General features: G+C 72.6%; 16 protein-coding genes. 10 read left to right on the forward strand and 6 right to left on the reverse strand.

Going from position 1 to position 15,812, the window contains the following annotated elements:
* Positions 1-55: 55 nt before the first annotated feature.
* The gene (locus FB388_RS01290) at positions 56-685 is read left to right on the forward strand and encodes a TetR/AcrR family transcriptional regulator (RefSeq protein WP_142095770.1); all 630 of its coding nucleotides are present in this window, start codon (positions 56-58) and stop codon (positions 683-685) included.
* 9 nt (positions 686-694) lie between these two features.
* A complete protein-coding gene (gene murA, locus FB388_RS01295; RefSeq protein ID WP_142095772.1) occupies positions 695-1,963 on the forward strand; it encodes a UDP-N-acetylglucosamine 1-carboxyvinyltransferase in 1,269 nt (422 codons plus the stop codon).
* Between the two features lie 22 nt (positions 1,964-1,985).
* Here the strand turns inward: murA and FB388_RS01300 are convergent, their stop codons facing one another.
* A complete protein-coding gene (locus FB388_RS01300) occupies positions 1,986-2,540 on the reverse strand; it encodes a dihydrofolate reductase family protein (RefSeq protein WP_142095774.1) in 555 nt (184 codons plus the stop codon).
* 265 nt (positions 2,541-2,805) lie between these two features.
* Here FB388_RS01300 and FB388_RS01305 point away from each other — a divergent pair, with 265 nt between their 5' ends.
* Positions 2,806-3,492, forward strand: a complete 687-nt coding sequence (locus FB388_RS01305; RefSeq protein ID WP_170225422.1) for a DedA family protein — start codon at positions 2,806-2,808, stop codon at positions 3,490-3,492.
* A 216-nt stretch (positions 3,493-3,708) separates the two neighbouring features.
* Positions 3,709-4,464, forward strand: coding sequence for a DUF1206 domain-containing protein (locus FB388_RS01310; protein ID WP_170225423.1), 756 nt, complete (start codon positions 3,709-3,711; stop codon positions 4,462-4,464).
* On the opposite strand, the gene FB388_RS01315 is transcribed toward FB388_RS01310, so the two are convergent.
* On the reverse strand, positions 4,449-4,769 hold the full coding sequence (locus FB388_RS01315) for a hypothetical protein (RefSeq protein WP_246121463.1): 321 nt from the start codon (positions 4,767-4,769) through the stop codon (positions 4,449-4,451). The genes FB388_RS01310 and FB388_RS01315 overlap by 16 nt on opposite strands.
* Positions 4,770-4,872: 103 nt before the next feature.
* On the opposite strand from FB388_RS01315, the gene FB388_RS01320 reads away from it, so the two are divergent.
* Positions 4,873-6,867: a protein meaA gene (locus FB388_RS01320; protein ID WP_142095780.1), complete on the forward strand. Its 1,995-nt coding sequence runs from the start codon at positions 4,873-4,875 to the stop codon at positions 6,865-6,867.
* Between the two features lie 9 nt (positions 6,868-6,876).
* Here FB388_RS01320 and FB388_RS01325 read toward each other — a convergent pair whose 3' ends face one another.
* Positions 6,877-8,772, reverse strand: a complete 1,896-nt coding sequence (locus FB388_RS01325; protein WP_142095783.1) for a serine/threonine-protein kinase — start codon at positions 8,770-8,772, stop codon at positions 6,877-6,879.
* Between the two features lie 123 nt (positions 8,773-8,895).
* Positions 8,896-9,855, reverse strand: coding sequence for a hypothetical protein (locus FB388_RS01330; protein WP_142095784.1), 960 nt, complete (start codon positions 9,853-9,855; stop codon positions 8,896-8,898).
* Positions 9,856-10,093: 238 nt separating this feature from the next.
* Between FB388_RS01330 and ehuB the strand changes: the two genes are divergently transcribed.
* From ehuB to ehuA, 4 genes are read left to right on the forward strand one after another with little or no spacing between them, the layout of a single operon-like run.
* Positions 10,094-11,011, forward strand: a complete 918-nt coding sequence (ehuB, locus tag FB388_RS01335; RefSeq protein ID WP_142095786.1) for an ectoine/hydroxyectoine ABC transporter substrate-binding protein EhuB — start codon at positions 10,094-10,096, stop codon at positions 11,009-11,011.
* Positions 11,012-11,018: 7 nt separating this feature from the next.
* Positions 11,019-11,720: an amino acid ABC transporter permease gene (locus tag FB388_RS01340; RefSeq protein ID WP_142095788.1), complete on the forward strand. Its 702-nt coding sequence runs from the start codon at positions 11,019-11,021 to the stop codon at positions 11,718-11,720.
* Entirely contained in the window at positions 11,720-12,373 is a 654-nt protein-coding gene (ehuD, locus tag FB388_RS01345) for an ectoine/hydroxyectoine ABC transporter permease subunit EhuD (RefSeq protein WP_425468515.1), read from the forward strand. The genes FB388_RS01340 and ehuD overlap by 1 nt, the downstream gene beginning before the upstream one ends.
* 4 nt (positions 12,374-12,377) lie before the next feature.
* On the forward strand, positions 12,378-13,139 hold the full coding sequence (gene ehuA / locus FB388_RS01350; protein ID WP_142095790.1) for an ectoine/hydroxyectoine ABC transporter ATP-binding protein EhuA: 762 nt from the start codon (positions 12,378-12,380) through the stop codon (positions 13,137-13,139).
* 177 nt (positions 13,140-13,316) lie between these two features.
* Here the strand turns inward: ehuA and FB388_RS01355 are convergent, their stop codons facing one another.
* Positions 13,317-14,171 (reverse strand): transporter substrate-binding domain-containing protein, encoded by an 855-nt coding sequence (locus FB388_RS01355; protein ID WP_142095792.1) that lies wholly within the window; start codon positions 14,169-14,171, stop codon positions 13,317-13,319.
* A 38-nt stretch (positions 14,172-14,209) separates the two neighbouring features.
* A complete protein-coding gene (locus FB388_RS01360; protein ID WP_142095794.1) occupies positions 14,210-14,983 on the reverse strand; it encodes an enoyl-CoA hydratase-related protein in 774 nt (257 codons plus the stop codon).
* A gap of 101 nt (positions 14,984-15,084) precedes the next feature.
* Between FB388_RS01360 and FB388_RS01365 the strand changes: the two genes are divergently transcribed.
* Positions 15,085-15,783 carry a TetR/AcrR family transcriptional regulator gene (locus tag FB388_RS01365; RefSeq protein ID WP_142095796.1) on the forward strand — a complete coding sequence of 233 codons (699 nt, stop codon included), beginning with the start codon at positions 15,085-15,087 and terminating at the stop codon, positions 15,781-15,783.
* Positions 15,784-15,812 lie beyond the last annotated feature (29 nt).

The raw sequence follows: 15,812 nt of genomic DNA on the forward strand, positions 1-15,812 counted from the left end.
ATGGCTAGCATCTTCCGACGGAGTATCTTGAGGGGTCGCTACAGAAGGAGTGCTCATGGTGGTGCGAGGACGCCCGCGCGGGTTCGACCGCGCCGCCGCGCTACGACTGGCGATGGAGTCGTTCTGGGAGCACGGCTACGAGGGCACGTCCATCGGCGACCTGACGGCGCGCATGGGCATCCGGCCGCCGAGCCTGTACGCGGCCTTCGGGAGCAAGGAGGCCCTGTTCCGCGAGGCCGTCATGCTCTACGAGGGCATGGAGGGGGAGCCGCCGCTGCGGGCGCTCAACGACGCGCCCACCGCCATCGCGGGCATCGAGGCGATGCTGCGGGCGAACGTGCGCTCGTACACGTTGCCCGGCCGGCCCACCGGCTGCATGGTCGTGCTGGCCGCCACCACGTACACGCCGAGCACCGAGGGGATCCGCGACTTCCTCGCCGAGCAGCGCAGGGCCGGTACCGCGGCTGTGGAGGAGCGGCTCGTGCGCGGGCAGGCCGAGGGTGACGTGCCGCCCGGCGCCGACACCGGTGCGTTGGCCGCGTACGTGATGTCCGTGCAGTACGGCCTCTCCCTGCAGGCGCGCGACGGGGCCACCCGCGAGCAGCTCGACGCCGTGGTGGACTGCGTGCTCGCCGGATGGGACGCCACGGTGGCCGCCCGCGTGGCCGCGGCCGGCACCGGATAGCGTCGCCACGTGGCAGAGCACTTCGCGGTGAACGGTGGCGCGCGGCTCGTCGGCGCCGTCGACGTGGTCGGGGCGAAGAACAGCGTGCTGAAGCTGATGGCGGCTGCGCTGCTGGCCGAGGGCACGACGACGATCACCAACTGCCCGGAGATCCTGGACGTCCCGCTGATGGCCGACGTGCTGCGCAGCCTCGGCTGCACCGTCGAGGTCGAGCACGGCACGGTCACGATCGACGTGCCCGCGCACCCCGGTGCGCAGGCCGACTACGCGTCGGTGTCCCGGCTGCGCGCGTCGGTGTGCGTGCTCGGGCCGCTCGTGGCGCGCTGCCGCCGCGCCGTGGTGCCGCTGCCAGGGGGCGACGCGATCGGCTCGCGCCCGCTCGACATGCACCAGGCCGGCCTGCGCAAGCTCGGCGCGACCACCGAGATCGAGCACGGACGCGTGGTCGCGCACGCCGAGGAGCTGCGCGGGGCGCAGATCTGGCTCGACTTCCCCAGCGTGGGTGCCACCGAGAACATCCTGATGGCCGCGGTGCTCGCCGACGGCACCACCGTGATCGACAACGCGGCGCGCGAGCCGGAGATCGTCGACCTCTGCACGATGCTGCAGCAGATGGGCGCCAAGATCGACGGCGTGGGCAGCTCCACGCTGACCGTGCACGGCGTCACGCAGCTGCAGCCCACGCGGCACCGGGTGATCGGCGACCGGATCGTCGGCGCCACCTGGGCGTTCGCCGCCGCGATGACCCTCGGCGAGGTCACCGTGCGCGGCGTCGACCCGCACCACATCGACCTGGTCCTCGACAAGCTGCGCAGTGCAGGAGCCGAGACCGAGATCGGCATCCAGGAGTTCACGGTGCGGATGGAGCGCAGGCCGCGGGCCGTCGACTTCGTGACGCTGCCGTACCCCGGCTTCGCCACCGACCTGCAGCCGATGGCGATCGCGCTGTCCGCCGTGTCGGACGGCACCTCGATGATCACCGAGAACGTCTTCGAGGCCCGGTTCCGGTTCGTCGACGAGATGGTCCGCCTGGGCGCGGACGCTCGCACGGACGGCCACCACGCGGTGGTCCGGGGGGTTGAGCGCCTGTCGAGCGCCCCGGTGTGGGCGAGCGACATCCGCGCGGGAGCCGGCCTCGTGCTGGCCGGGCTGTGCGCAGACGGCGTGACCGAGGTGTGGGACGTCGAGCACATCGACCGCGGCTACCCGCGGTTCGTGGAGAACCTCAGCGCCCTCGGCGCCGACGTCGCGCGGGTTCGGTCCGAGCCGCAGCGCTAGCCCTGCGGCCGGACACCGGGCACTAGGGCGCGTAGGTGAGCGCGACCACCCCCGTCGCCGTGGGTGTCGCGTCGACGAGCCGCAGCGGGTTCGCCAAGCCGTCGTCGAAGAGCCGCGTCCCGGTGCCGAGGACGAGGGGGTGGACGCCGAGGACGAGCTCGTCGACCAGACCGTGCTGCAGCAGGGTGCGCACGAGCGTGACGCTGCCGTAGGTCAGGATGCCGCCGCCGGGAGCCTCCTTGAGCTCCGCCACGGTCTGCGCGGGGTCGCCGGGGAGTGCGGTGGCGTTCCACGGCAACGACCCGCGCAACGTGTTCGTCACGACGACCTTGGCGATGCCGTTCAGCGCGTCGGCGTACGGCCCGGTGTTCTGCGACCAGGACTTCTCGAGCATCTCGAAGGTCTGCCGCCCCAGCAGGAAGGTGTCGTTCGCCAGGATGCTCTCGGTGGCGGACCGGCTGGAGGTGTCGTCGAAGAAGCCCAGTGCCCATCCGCCGCGCTCGAGCTCGCCGAACCCGCCGGGGTCCTGGGCCACGCCGTCGAGCGTGACGAAGGTCTGCACGGTGAGCTTGCGCATGGAGGTCTCCGTTCTCGGGCCGGACGGTCCGGCCGCGTGAACAGGAAGACCAGGAACGGGGCGCAAAGGAATCGGTGCCGGAGGTCAGGCCTGGCCGCCCAGCTGCCCGTGGACCTGTGCGGCGTTGTCGGCCGTCACCCGCTGGGCGCCTCGTCCACGGCCTCCCCGGGGGGTGCCACCCCCGAGCGGATACGGGGGAGATCCCCACCCCGGTTCAGGGGCTGCCCCGATGGGCCCGGGCGCCGGTCCACGCCAGGCTGTACCAGTGATCACCGAATGGCTCGACTCGTTCTTCGCGATGATCGACGCGATCCCGACGTGGCAGCTCTACACGGTGGTCGGCGTGCTGCTGGTGCTCGAGACGACCGTGCTCGTCGGGCTCGTGACACCGGGGGAGGTCGTCCTGCTCGCCGCGGCGACGACCGTCGGCAGCACGGGGGAGTACCTGGTGCTGGCCGCGATCGCGACGGGGGCGAGCGTCATCGGGCAGAACGGGGGGTACCTGCTCGGCCGGACGTTCGGGGGCCGGATCCGGGTGAGCTGGGCCGGTCGCAAGATCGGTGACTCGAACTGGGGGCGGGCCGAGGCCGTGCTGCGCGGGGGGACGGGCCGTGCGCTCGTCGCATCGCGGTTCCTCGCCGTCGCCCACTCGCTGGTGCCCGTGATCGCCGGGACGCTGCGCATGCCGTGGGGGCGGTTCGCGCGGTACACCGCGGTCGGCGCGGTGCTGTGGGGCCTGGTCTACGTCGGGCTCGGCAGCGCCGCGTCGCTCGCGATCCGGAAGTTCGCGCACCTGCTCGGACCGACGGTCACGAGCGTGGTGGTCGCGGCGGTGGTGGTCGCGCTGATCGTGCGGGCGGTGCGCAAGCGTCGGCGGCCGACTGGGGAGCCGGTTGCCGACGATGCGCCGACCGTGGCGGTCGCAGTGGGGGAAGCGCCGGTGCGGCGCTGATCGGAACGGGCCGCCGTGGGGGCGGCGCCCGGTCCGAAGTGGGGGGAGAGGTGGTCGTGCTCCGGCGACGCGGAGTACGGCCACCTCGTCGGGTCCTGGCCGGCAAGGGGAGAATCGGCGGCGACGGGACCACGTCGGTCTCGGTGGGAGGCCCCGATGACCGGCGAAGTACGCGCAGCGGAACGATCAGCGCGGCGGGCTGCCCGCAGCACTCCCGTGAGGGTCGGAGCGCGCATCGGGATCGCCGCATACGGCCTCACGCACCTCCTCGTCGCATGGCTCGCTCTGCAGGTCGCGTTCACCGGCAGCCGCGAGCGGGCGGACCAGACGGGGGCGTTCCAGGCGATCATCCAGCAGCCGTTCGGCCGCCTGCTCCTCTGGGCGCTGGTGGTGGCGTTCGCCGCGGTGGCGCTGTGGCGGTTGGAGGAGGCGATCTGGGGCTTCTCCTACGAGGAGGGGCGCACCACGAAGCTGCGCCTGCGGGCCACCAGCGCCGGCAAGGCCGTGATCTTCGCGGTGCTCGCCGTGCTGGCCGCGCGGACAGCAGCGGGCGGCGGCGGAGGCGGCGGCCAGCAGCAGGCCACGGCCGGCCTGCTCGGGCTCCCCGCTGGGCAGTTCGTCGTCGGCGCGGTGGGGATCGGGATCGTCGCCACGGGCGTCGGCACCGTCGTATCCGGGGTGCGGACGAGCTTCCGCCGCGGCATGAGCCTCCCCTCGGACCGGCGAGCGCGACAGGTGGCGCTGCGCAGCGGCCAGATCGGCTTCGTCGGGAAGGGCGTGGCGATCGGGATCGTCGGGGTGCTCGTCGTCATCGCGGCCATCCGGTTCGAGCCCCAGGAGGCGGGGCTGGACGCCGCGCTGCACGCGTTGGCCGCGCAGCCGTTCGGGCAGTACCTGCTGGGAGCCGTCGCGCTCGGCTTGCTGGCCTACGGCGTCTTCTGCTTCTTCGACGCGCGCTACCACCGGGTCTGACGGACGACCAGCCGCGCGTTCCCGAGATCGGCGGGGAACACCAGCAGCCGGTACGCCTGTCCCGCACGGCCGATGGTCGAGCGGATCCCGGCATCGGCGAGGCGGGATCGCAGCACCTGCGCCGCGGCCGCCGTCGGCACCCGCGATACCTCGGCGAGCAGGCCGTCGCCGGTGGGGTCGTCCGGATCGGGCAGGTGCGGCGCGGGTTGGTCCCGCCCGGTGCCGAACGTCCAGCGCAGTGCGAGCAGCACGATCCCGAGCATCAGGAGAGCGCCGAAGATCATGGTGAGCCGGGCGTCGGGCACCCGTCGATTGTCCGTCGGTGTGACCCCGCTCGTGAAGCGACGTCGGAAAGGCTACGCGCCAGTAGCATCGGCTTCCTCGTACATCTCGACGCGGAGGTGCCCGGTGCCGTACCCGACCGACCGCGAGCGCGACCGGCCGTGGGTCATCAGGACCTACGCTGGTCACTCGTCTGCGAAGAAGTCGAACGCGCTCTACCGCCGCAACCTCGCGAAGGGGCAGACCGGCCTCTCGGTCGCCTTCGACCTGCCCACGCAGACCGGGTACGACCCCGACCACGATCTCGCGAAGGGCGAGGTCGGCAAGGTCGGGGTACCGGTGAGCCACATCGGTGACATGCGCACGCTGTTCGACGGCATCCCGATGGCCGAGGCGAACACGTCGATGACCATCAACGCGCCGGCGATGTGGCTGCTCACGCTGTACGTCGCGGTGGCCGACGAGCACGGCGTCCCGCGCGAGCGCCTCGCGGGCACAACGCAGAACGACATCGTCAAGGAGTACCTGTCCCGCGGCACCTACGTGTTCCCACCCGCGCCGAGCATGCGCCTCATCTCGGACACGATCGCCTGGTCGGTGCAGAACATCCCGAAGTGGAACCCGATCAACATCTGCAGCTACCACCTGCAGGAGGCAGGGGCCACGCCCCCGCAGGAGCTGGCGTACGCGCTGTCCACTGCCATCGCCGTGCTGGACGCGGTGCGCGACTCGGGGCAGGTGCCGCAGGAGCGGTTCGGCGACGTGGTCGGGCGCATGTCGTTCTTCGTGAACGCGGGGCTGCGTTTCGTCGAGGAGATGTGCAAGCTGCGCGCCCTCGCGCGGCTGTGGGACGACATCACGCGCGAGCGCTACGGCGTGCAGGACCCGAAGCAGCGCCGGCTGCGCTACGGCGTGCAGGTCAACTCGCTCGGGCTCACCGAGGCGCAGCCGGAGAACAACGTGCAGCGCATCGTGCTGGAGATGCTCGCCGTCACGCTCTCCCGCGACGCCCGCGCCCGCGCGATCCAGCTGCCTGCGTGGAACGAGGCGCTCGGCCTGCCGCGGCCGTGGGACCAGCAGTGGGCGCTGCGCATGCAGCAGGTGCTCGCGTACGAGACCGATCTCCTCGAGTACGAGGACCTCTTCGACGGCAGCCGGGTGGTCGAGGCGAAGGTGGCCGAGCTGGTCGAAGGGGCCCGCGCCGAGATCGACCGGGTGCAGGAGATGGGCGGGGCCGTCGCCGCCGTCGAGTCCGGCTACATGAAGGGGCAGCTGGTCAGCGCGCTCGCCGAGCGGCGCAGGCGCATCGAGGCCGGCGAGGACGTTGTCGTCGGCGTCAACCGGTTCCAGACCACGGAGCCGAGCCCGCTGCAGGCCGAGGGCGCCGCTGCCGTCGAGACGGTCGACCCGGCCACGGAGGCGGCCGCGATCGAGGCGATCCGCGCGTGGCGGGAAGGGCGGGACGCCGCCGCCGTCGAGTCCGCGCTGGGCGCGCTGCGGGACGCCGCGAAGACGGACACGAACCTGATGGACGCCTCCATCGCCTGCGCGAAGGTCGGCGTCACCACCGGCGAGTGGGCCGGGGTGCTGCGCGAGGTCTTCGGCGAGTTCCGGGCCCCCACCGGCGTGTCCGCCGCGGTCGTCGGCGGTTCGGCGGCCGCCGAGATCGGCGAGGTGCGCGAGCGCGTGCGGGCCGCGAGCGAGGCGATCGGCTCGCGGCTGCGGATGCTGGTGGGCAAGCCCGGCCTCGACGGGCACTCCAACGGCGCGGAGCAGGTGGCCGTCCGTGCCCGCGACGTCGGGTTCGAGGTGGTCTACCAGGGCATCCGGCTCACACCTGCCCAGATCGTGGCCGCTGCCGTGCAGGAGGGCGTGCACGTGGTCGGGCTCTCGGTGCTGTCCGGGTCGCACCTGGAGGTCGTCCCTGCCGTCGTGGACGGGCTGCGCGCCGCGGGGGCCGACGACGTGCCGGTGGTGGTCGGGGGGATCATCCCGCCCGAGGACGCCGCCGAGCTGGGCAAGCGCGGGGTGGCCGCGGTCTTCACGCCGAAGGACTACCAGCTCACGGCGATGATGGACGAGATCGTCTCGCTGGTGCTCGCGGCGCACGACGCGGACTGAGCCGGGTCGTCAGGTCGGCGGCGGCAGCTTCCGCGCGGCGGCGGCGGCCAACGCCGTGACGGTGCCGCACGGGTTGGCGCCGCGGTTCGGGCCCGCCAGCCTCACCACCACCGACTCGACGTACGGGGTCGAGCCATCGGTGTAGTTGCGTTGCACGAACCGCACCGAACAGCCGTCCTCGGTGGCCAGTGCGGCACCGGGGTGACCGGCGACCTCGATCGGGGTGCCGTCGGGCTCGCCGAGCGGGTGGCCGAGGAAGAAGGTCACGTCGACCAGCGTCGGGGTGGGTGCGCCGTCGTCCCAGGTGCACTCCCAGTCGCCGACGCCGGGAACGGGGCTCCTCAGGCCCGGGACGGCCGTCAGGTCAGCGGGTTGCAGCAGGCCGCAGGAGCTGGTGCCGCCGAGCGTGGTGGTCTCGTCGAGGCGGGCGCGGGTGCCGATCTCACCGTCCGCCACCGCGGCGACGGCGGCGCGCGAGCCGGCCTCGGCGATCTCGCAAAGGTCGTCCGCCGGCCCGCCGTCATCGACGTTCACGAAGATGTCGACGGCGTTGAGCTGCGACAGGACGATCCGGCGCCAGCAGCTGTCGGTGAGGGGGGAGCGGTAGACGTCCCGGCCGTCCAGCTTCTCCCTCGGCAGCCCGGGCGGACGCACGAGCTCGGCAGGCCCCCGGAACGCGAGACCGAAGAACACGGAGCTGTCCGGTCGGACGATGTCGACCCGGCAGCCGGCGAACTGCGTGTTGTTGCGGTGGACTTGTGCCGAGCCGTAGGCGCTCAGGGCGGTGGTGTCCACCACTGAGCACGGGTCCGCCGTCTGCGGGTCGTCGATCGTGACCGGAGGCGCCCCCGCGTCCGCGGCCACGACCGGCTCGGACCGGGGCAGCGGCGTGCCGTCGCCGGTGCGGTTGCCGGCGACCTCGACGGCGATGATCGCGGCCGCCACCACGGCCAGCACGCCGGCGACGGCGGCGACGAGCCGGCGCCTGCGGCGCGGCCGCCCGACGGGCACCGCACCGCCAGGCCCCGGGACGACGAAGGCCGGCGTGCCAGGACGAGGTGGGCTCGCGGCGTGCAGCAGGGCGTGGTGGGCCTGGAGCGCGGTGGGCCGGTGACCCGGGTCGCCGGCGATGAGCCCGCACAGGAGGTGGGTGAGGTGGCCGGCCTTGCGCGGTGGCGGCGCCTGCCCCCTGGCGATCCGCGCGAGCAGAGCGAGGACGTTGCCGGGGTCGGTACCGAACGGGGGATGGCCCTCGACGGCGGCGTACAGCGATGCACCGAGGGAGTAGACGTCGGTCCGGGCGTCCGTGCCCTCGCCGCGCGCCGTCTCGGGGGCGAAGTAGGCGGGCGTACCCGTGAGGACCTCGGTGGCGGTGAGGACGGGTGCGGTGGCGGCGTGCGAGATGCCGAAGTCGGTGAGCTTGACCAGGGGCCAGGTGCCCCCGGGCGCAGGACGGTCGGCGACCAGGATGTTGTCGGGCTTGACGTCCCGGTGCACCACACCGGCCTCGTGCGCCGCGGCGAGGGCGGAGGCCACCTGGGCGCCGATCGCGGCGACGTCCGGGGGATGAAGGGCGCCGCGCTGCTGGAGGATGCTGCCGAGGCTGCGGGACGGAACGTACTCCAGGATCAGCCACGGTTCGCCGTCCTCGAGGACGACGTCGAAGATCGAGACGACGTGCGGGTGGTGCAGTGCCGCGGCGATCCTGGCCTCCCGCATCGTGCGTTCGCGGGCGAGCGCCGCATCGGCGGGCGGCAGGGCGCCGAGGCGCACGCGTTTGACGGCGACCTCGCGGCCGAGCACCTCGTCCTCCGCGCGCCAGACGGTGCCCATGCCGCCCGAGCCGATGACCTCGCGCAGCCGGTAACGCCCGGCGACCGCGGCCGGGCCCTCCTCCACGTTCATGTGTCCCCCCGGGCGGAGGGTAACCGGGCGAGGCGACGGCTCAGCGGCGAACCTGGGCGATCAGGGGGCGGGTGCTGTCGCGGCGGCCCCGGGCCACCACCGCGCCGACGGTCGCCGGATCGCTCAGCCGGGACCGTTCTCCTCGGCGTCGGCCCGCTCCCCGCGTCGGCGGAAGAACCCGAGGCCGGGGATGCCCTGGATCGCCTGACGCACCTCCTTGAGCTGCTCGAGGAGCTCGTGGACGTCCGGGCCGACGCGGTCGAGCGTGGCGAGGATCGGCATGATGTCGGTCTCCATGTGCTCGGTGAGCTGCGGCAGCTGGTCGACCAGCCGGATCGCGGCGCGCACCTCCTCCTCGGAGAACTCCTGCACGAACCGCTCTGCGAGCGGGGCGGCGCGCTGCGCGATCGGCTGGTAGACCGCGAGCAGCTCGGACGCGCCGTCGGCTGCGCCCGACGCCTTGCCGATCACCAGCTCCGCGCGATCGGCCACCCCACCCGCGGTGGCCACGATCGTGCGCGCGTCCTCCGCCACCGTGCCGGCCTTCTCGACGAGTACGGCCGCGCCATCGGCGACCCCGTCCGCCCTGGCCACGAGCCCGGCGGCGTCGTCGGCCACCCCGCCCGCGCGCGCGACGAGCCCGGCCGCGTCGTCGGCGACGGTGCCAGCCCGCCCGACCAGTCCCGCGGCGTCCTCGGCGACCCCGCCCGCGCGTGCCACCAGCGTGGTCGCGGCATCGGCGGCGGTGCGGACGTCGGCCAGCAGCGCGTCCACCGTGCGGACCATGTTGTCGGCGTCGCGGAGCACCTCGTCGACCCGTCCCACCGCGGCGCGCACCGTGCCCAGCAGCTCGTCGACCGACCGCATGATTCCGTCGGTGCGATCGACGATGACGTCGGCGCGGTCGGCGACCGCGGTGATGCGCCGGACCAACCCGTCGGCCTCGTCGAGCAGATCCGCCACCCTCCCGGGCAGGGAGGAGACCACCTGCACGGCCTCGTCGCTCCAGCCGACGACGGCCCGGGCCCCCGTGATGACGTCGGACGGCCCCACCCAGACCGGTAGCCCGGCGATGCGCAGCATGTCGGAGATCCTGTCGCATCCGTCGACCGCAGGCGCGGCGGGACGCGGGTCCGCCACCGTGCGCGAAGCCCGTTGGAGTACCCCGACCGAGCGCCGTCCATGGCGTCCGATCGGGTGATTCAGAGGGCAAAAAGGGCTGGTCATTGCGGTCGGGTTACGAGTCCTTGTCCAGGGCGTCCGGGTGAAGGCTCCCCGCAGGCGTTCACCTACGTTCGTACGTCGAGGGAAGGAGAACCACATGACGCAGCGAGGCTGGAGCAGGCGGGACTTCCTCCGCCGCACCGCGACCGCAGGGGCCGTCGCCCTTGGCGGGGGGACGGTGCTGGGCGCGTGCCAGGCCACCGGCGGTGGCGGTGGTGGCGGCGCAGGCGGCGCGGGCGCGCTGGAACGCGCGCGGAGCGCAGGCCAGATCAAGATCGGGATCGCGGGCGAGGAGCCGTACGGCTTCACCGACGTCGGCGGCGCCGTCACCGGAGAGGCGCCCTCCGTCGCCCGCGTCGTGCTGCAGGCCATCGGCATCGGGGACGTCCAGGCCGAGCAGGTCGACTTCGGCTCCCTCATCCCGGCGCTCAACGCCAACCGCTACGACATGGTCTGCGCGGGCATGAACATCACCCCGGAGCGCTGCGGCCAGGCGGCGTTCTCGATCCCGGACTACTCGGCGCTCACCGCGTTCCTGGTGCCGGCCGGCAACCCGCAGCAGGTCAAGACGTTCGAGGACGTCGCATCCAAGAGGCTCCCGCTCGCGGTGCTCAGCGCCGCGGTCGAGCAGGGCTACGCCGAGGCGGCCGGTGTCCCGGGCGGCAACATCAGTGCCTACGACGACCAGAACGCGCTGCTGCAGGCCGTCACGTCCGGGCGCGCCTACGCCGCCGCGCTCACCGACATCTCGCTCAAGTGGCTGGCCGGGAAGAACCCGAACGCCGGCGTCGAGGTCACCGCGGGCTTCACCCCCACCGAGAACGGGCAGCCGGTCGTGTCCGCGGGCGGCTTCGTGTTCCGGCAGGCCGACACCGACCTGCGGGAGGCGTTCAACGGGGAGCTGCAGAAGGCCCACCAGGACGGGCGCTGGCTCGCGGCCGCGACCCCCTTCGGGTTCTCCGAGGCCAACCTGCCTGCCGCCGGGCTGACCACCGAGAAGCTCTGCGCCGCCTGAGCCGGCCGTGGAGAACTTCGGCATCTGGGTGTCGGTCCTCAACACGGGCCTGGCCAACACGCTGATCGCGACGGTCGGCGGCATCGCGCTGACGATCGTGCTGTCGTTCGTCGCCGGGTTGGCGCTCCTGTCGCCGCGGCGGTGGGTGCGCGTGGTCAGCCGGGTCTACGTGGAGGGGCTGCGCGGCACGTCCGAGGTCGTGCAGCTGTTCTGGATCTTCTTCGCGCTGCCGGTGCTGGTCGGCTTCGAGTTCATCCCGATCTGGGGTGGCGTGGCCGTGCTGGGTCTCAACCACGGCGCGTACGGCGCGGAGATCGTCCGGGGCGCGGTGCAGTCGGTTCCGCGAGCCCAGTACGAGGGTGCGCTCGCGCTCAGCCTCTCGCCCGCCCAGCGGATGCGGCGCGTGATCCTCCCGCAGGCGGTCGCGGAGATGATTCCGCCGTTCAACAACCTCTTCATCCAGCTGCTCAAGAGCACGGCGATCCTGTCGTTCGTGTTCATCCACGAGCTCACGCGGCAGGCCAAGGACGTCCTCGTCCCGAACTTCAACCCGTGGGTGATCCAGATCTACCTGCTGCTCCTGCTCTACTACCTGATCATGGCGCTGGCCATCACCACGGTGATGCGGATGCTGGAGCGGATGGCCGCGGTCCGCCTCGGGCGGCGCCTGAGCCGCGGGGCGGCACGAGCGTTGGCGGGGACCCACTGATGGCCGTCTGGGACTGGGAATACGCGTTCTCGATCCTGCCCGCACTGGTGCAGGGCCTCGGGCTCACGCTCGTCGCGACGGTGCTCGGGTCGATCATCGCGATGCTGCTCGGCCTGGTGTTCGCGGTGCTGCAGCGTGGACCGAGGGTCGTCGCGATCATCGTGCGCTGGTTCGTCGAGTTCGTCCGCAGCACGCCGCTGCTCGTGCAGATCTTCTTCCTGTACTTCGGGCTCCCGACGCTCGGCGTCGTGCTGCCCGCGCTGGTCGTCGGCGTCATCGCCCTCGGCGTGCACTACGCCTGCTACACGTCGGAGGTGTACCGCGCCGGCATCGAGGCGGTGCCGCGCGGGCAGTGGGAGGCCGCCACGGCGCTGAGCCTGCCGCCGTCGAGGGTCTGGACCGGCGTGGTGCTGCCCCAGGCGATCCCCCGGGTGATCCCGGCGCTGGGCAACTACGTGATCTCGATGTTCAAGGAGGTCCCGCTGCTGATCGGCGTCGGCATCCTGGACGTCGTCGGCCGCGCCCAGGAGGCGGGGGACACGTACTTCCGCTACGTCGAGCCCTACACCATGGCGGGACTGTTCTTCCTCCTGCTGAGCTACCCCGCGTCCCTGCTGGTGCGGAGATTGGAACGCCGTGTCGGAACCATCTGAGCCGATGATCGTCTTCGACCGGGTGGAGAAGCGGTTCGGGGACAACGTCGTGCTCTCCGACCTCAGCTTCACCGTCGCCCCCGGCGAGCACGTCACGCTGATCGGGCCGTCCGGATCGGGCAAGACGACGATCCTGCGGCTGCTGATGTGCCTGGAGTCCGTCACCGGCGGCACGATCCAGGTCGCGGGCAAGTACCTGTCGCACATGGAGAAGGGCGGCGAGCTCGTTCCCGCCGACGAGAAGTACTCCCGGGAGGTGCGCAAGCGCATCGGGATGGTGTTCCAGCAGTTCAACCTGTTCCCGAACATGACGGTACGCGGAAACCTCGTCGAGGCTCCCACCCGCGTGCTCGGGCTCTCCAAGGACGAGGCGAACGCGCGGGCGAAGGAGCTGCTCGACCTGGTCGGGCTGGGCGAGAAGATCGACGAGCACCCGTCGCGGCTCTCCGGCGGTCAGCAGCAACGGGTGGCGATCGCGCGGGCGCTCGCCATGCAGCCCGACGTACTCCTGCTCGACGAGGTGACCTCGGCGCTCGACCCCGAGCTGGTGGCCGGCGTGCTCGCCCTGCTCCGCGACATCGGCGAGAGCACGGACATCACGATCCTGTGCGTCACGCACGAGATGGGCTTCGCCCGCGACTTCTCCCACCGCGTGATGATGTTCGACGGTGGGAGGGTCCTCGAGGACGCGCCGCCGGAGAAGCTGTTCTCCGCACCGGACCACGTGCGGACGCAGGAGTTCCTCAAGGCGGTACTGGCGCGTTAGCAGCTCTTTCGAGCGGCGGCGCACCTCGTGTCGGCCGGCGCGACTGCTGTGCCGCGACGCAGCCGGTCGACCGGGCGCGGGGTCTCGGCGCCACCGTGCACACCTTCTCGGCACGACACACACCGCCGGACATGTGCACCGACCCCGCATAATGTGCACGCCCAACCTGCTGGTCGGCTAGGGCCGGCAGAGGGCCTCGGTCGTCAGATCCGGCGGCGGCAGGTTCTCCTCGGTGAAGCCGAACGGCTCCGTGATCCGCAGCCACTCGCCGGAGGCCTGCATCGCGGCGAGCTCCCGGTCGAAGGCTGCGAGCAGGTCGGCCTCGCCGGTGCGGACGGCGAAGGCCGCGCCCGGCACGACCCGGCGGCCGCCCGCCACCGGGTCGACCGCGTCGGTGACGGCGAGCCCCGAGCCCGGGTTGCGGCGCAGCACGTCCACCAGCGAGATCCGGGTGAGGACGCCCGCGGCCACGCGCTCGTCGGCCACGCTGCGGAACAGCTCCGACTGGCTCGCGACGATCTCCAGCTGGTCGTCCCGCACGCCTGCTGCTCGGGCGTAGTCGATCTCGATGGCGCCGGCGAGCACGGCCAGCCGCGCCCGGGAGCGGGCGAAGTCCCGGAAGGTCCGGATCCTGCGCGGGTTGCCCTCGGGGACCAGGAACGCGGGGAACGCCACGAAGTCCGGGCGGGTGAAGGCGACCTCGCGGCAGCGGTCGGGGGTGACGGCCATCCCGGCGGCCACCAGGTCGAACTGGCCCTCGCGCAGTCGCGGGACGAGCTCGTTGAACGGCACCTGCACCGCGTCGAGCCCGGGCACCCCGATGCGTTCGAGCACGACGCGGGCCACCTCCGGCTGTGCGCCGGTCACGCGGCCGTCGGTGTCGGCGTAGGAGTAGGGGTGCTCGCCGGAGATCCCGATGCGGATCGCGCCGTCGGCGCGGGCCCGTTCCAGGGTGCTGCCCGGCGGGCGCCCGCACGCCACGAGCGCGCCGGCCGGGACCGTGAGCGCGAGGAACCGCCGTCGGGAAAGCATCCCGAGCAGCGTAGGTGCCCGGCCGGCCGGAGCTGATCTCAGTCCGGCCAGACCGGCCGCCGCTTCTCCAGGAACGACGCCATGCCCTCCTTCGCGCCGGGAGACTGCGACATCGACGCCATGACCTCCACCGCGATGGCGTAGGCGTCCGCCTCCGGCCGGTCCAGCTGGGCGTACAGGGTCTGCTTGCCGGCGCCCTTCGAGAACCGGCTGCCCCTGGTTGCGCGGGCGAGAAGCTCGTCGACGCGGGCGTCGAGCTCCGCGTCGGGGACGGCGTAGTTGATCAGACCCCACTCGGCGGCCGTCGCGGCGTCGATCGGGTCGCCGGTGAGCGCCATCTCCATCAGCCGCTTCCGCCCGATGTTGCGGGCGACGGGCACGGCCGGGGTGTGGCAGAACCAGCCGCCCTTGCCGCCGGGGATGGCGAAGGCCGCGGACTCCCCGGCGACGGCGAGGTCGCAGGACGCCACCAGCTGGCAGCCGGCCGCCGTCGCGATCGCGTGCACGCGGGCGATCACCACCTGCGGCACCGACTCGATCGTCCGCATCACCTGCGTGCACAGCTGCAGCAGGTCACGCACCCCCGCGAGGTCGCGCGCACCGACGTCGGCGAAGTCGTGCCCGGCCGAGAAGGCCTTGCCCTCGCCGGCCAGCACGATGCCGGTGGCATCGGATCGGCCCGCGGTCTCGAACGCGTCCAGCAGCTCGCGCAGGTGGGCCTCCGTGAGCGTGTTGCGGCGCTCCGGTCGGTTCATCGTGATGCGGACGGTCGGCCCGTCCTGCTTCACCAGCAGGTGCTCGTAGTCGCCCATGTCGCGACGGTAGTCCGCCGTTGCCCCGCCGGGCGAGCCGTCGTACAGTGACCGCCTGACCGGATAGGCAAATCTGGTCACCGGGTTCTGGAGGGGATGTCATGGCGGCACCGGAAGCGCGGGTCGAGCGGGTGCTCGACAGCGCGGCCGAGCTGCTGGTGCGGTGGGGCTACCAGCGGGTGACGATCGAGGACGTCGCCCGGCACGCCGGCATCGGGAAGGGCACGGTCTACCTGCACTTCCGGTCCAAGGACGCGCTCTTCCTCACCGTGCTGATGCGCGTGCACCGCGACCTCGTCGAGCGGATGGTCGACCGGATGGACGCCGACGCGCGCGAGGTGCTGCCGAGCCGCATGATGCGCCACCTCTACGACGAGATGGCGGCAGACGCGGTGGCGCGCTCCCTCTACCTCGGCGACGCGGAGGTGCTCGGCAGGCTCGCACACGAGGCGGCCGGCACCCTCGGCGAGATCAGCGAGCGTCGTCAGGAGGCCGTGGTCGAGCACTTCCGCCTCCTCACCGACGGCGGCTGCCTGCGTCCGGGGCTCGACCCCGAGTCGGCGCTGTACGCGTTCTCGGCGGTCGGCACGGGCTTCGTGGCCGTCGACGGCCTCGGGAGCGGGATCCCCCGGCTCGAGGTCGAGGCGCGCGCAGACCTGCTCGAACGCACGCTCGCGGCGGCGCTGGAGACGACCGATCCGCCCGCCGCCGTGCTCGAGCGGATCGCACCCGTGATCTCGCAGCGCTACCGGGCGCTGCTCGTACACATCGACGAGGAATGGCGCCGCCGCGTCCGCTGACCCGGACCCGTACCGCGCCAGGAGACGGA

It is taken from the genome of Pseudonocardia cypriaca, assembly GCF_006717045.1.
Taxonomy (GTDB): Bacteria; Actinomycetota; Actinomycetes; order Mycobacteriales; family Pseudonocardiaceae; genus Pseudonocardia; species Pseudonocardia cypriaca.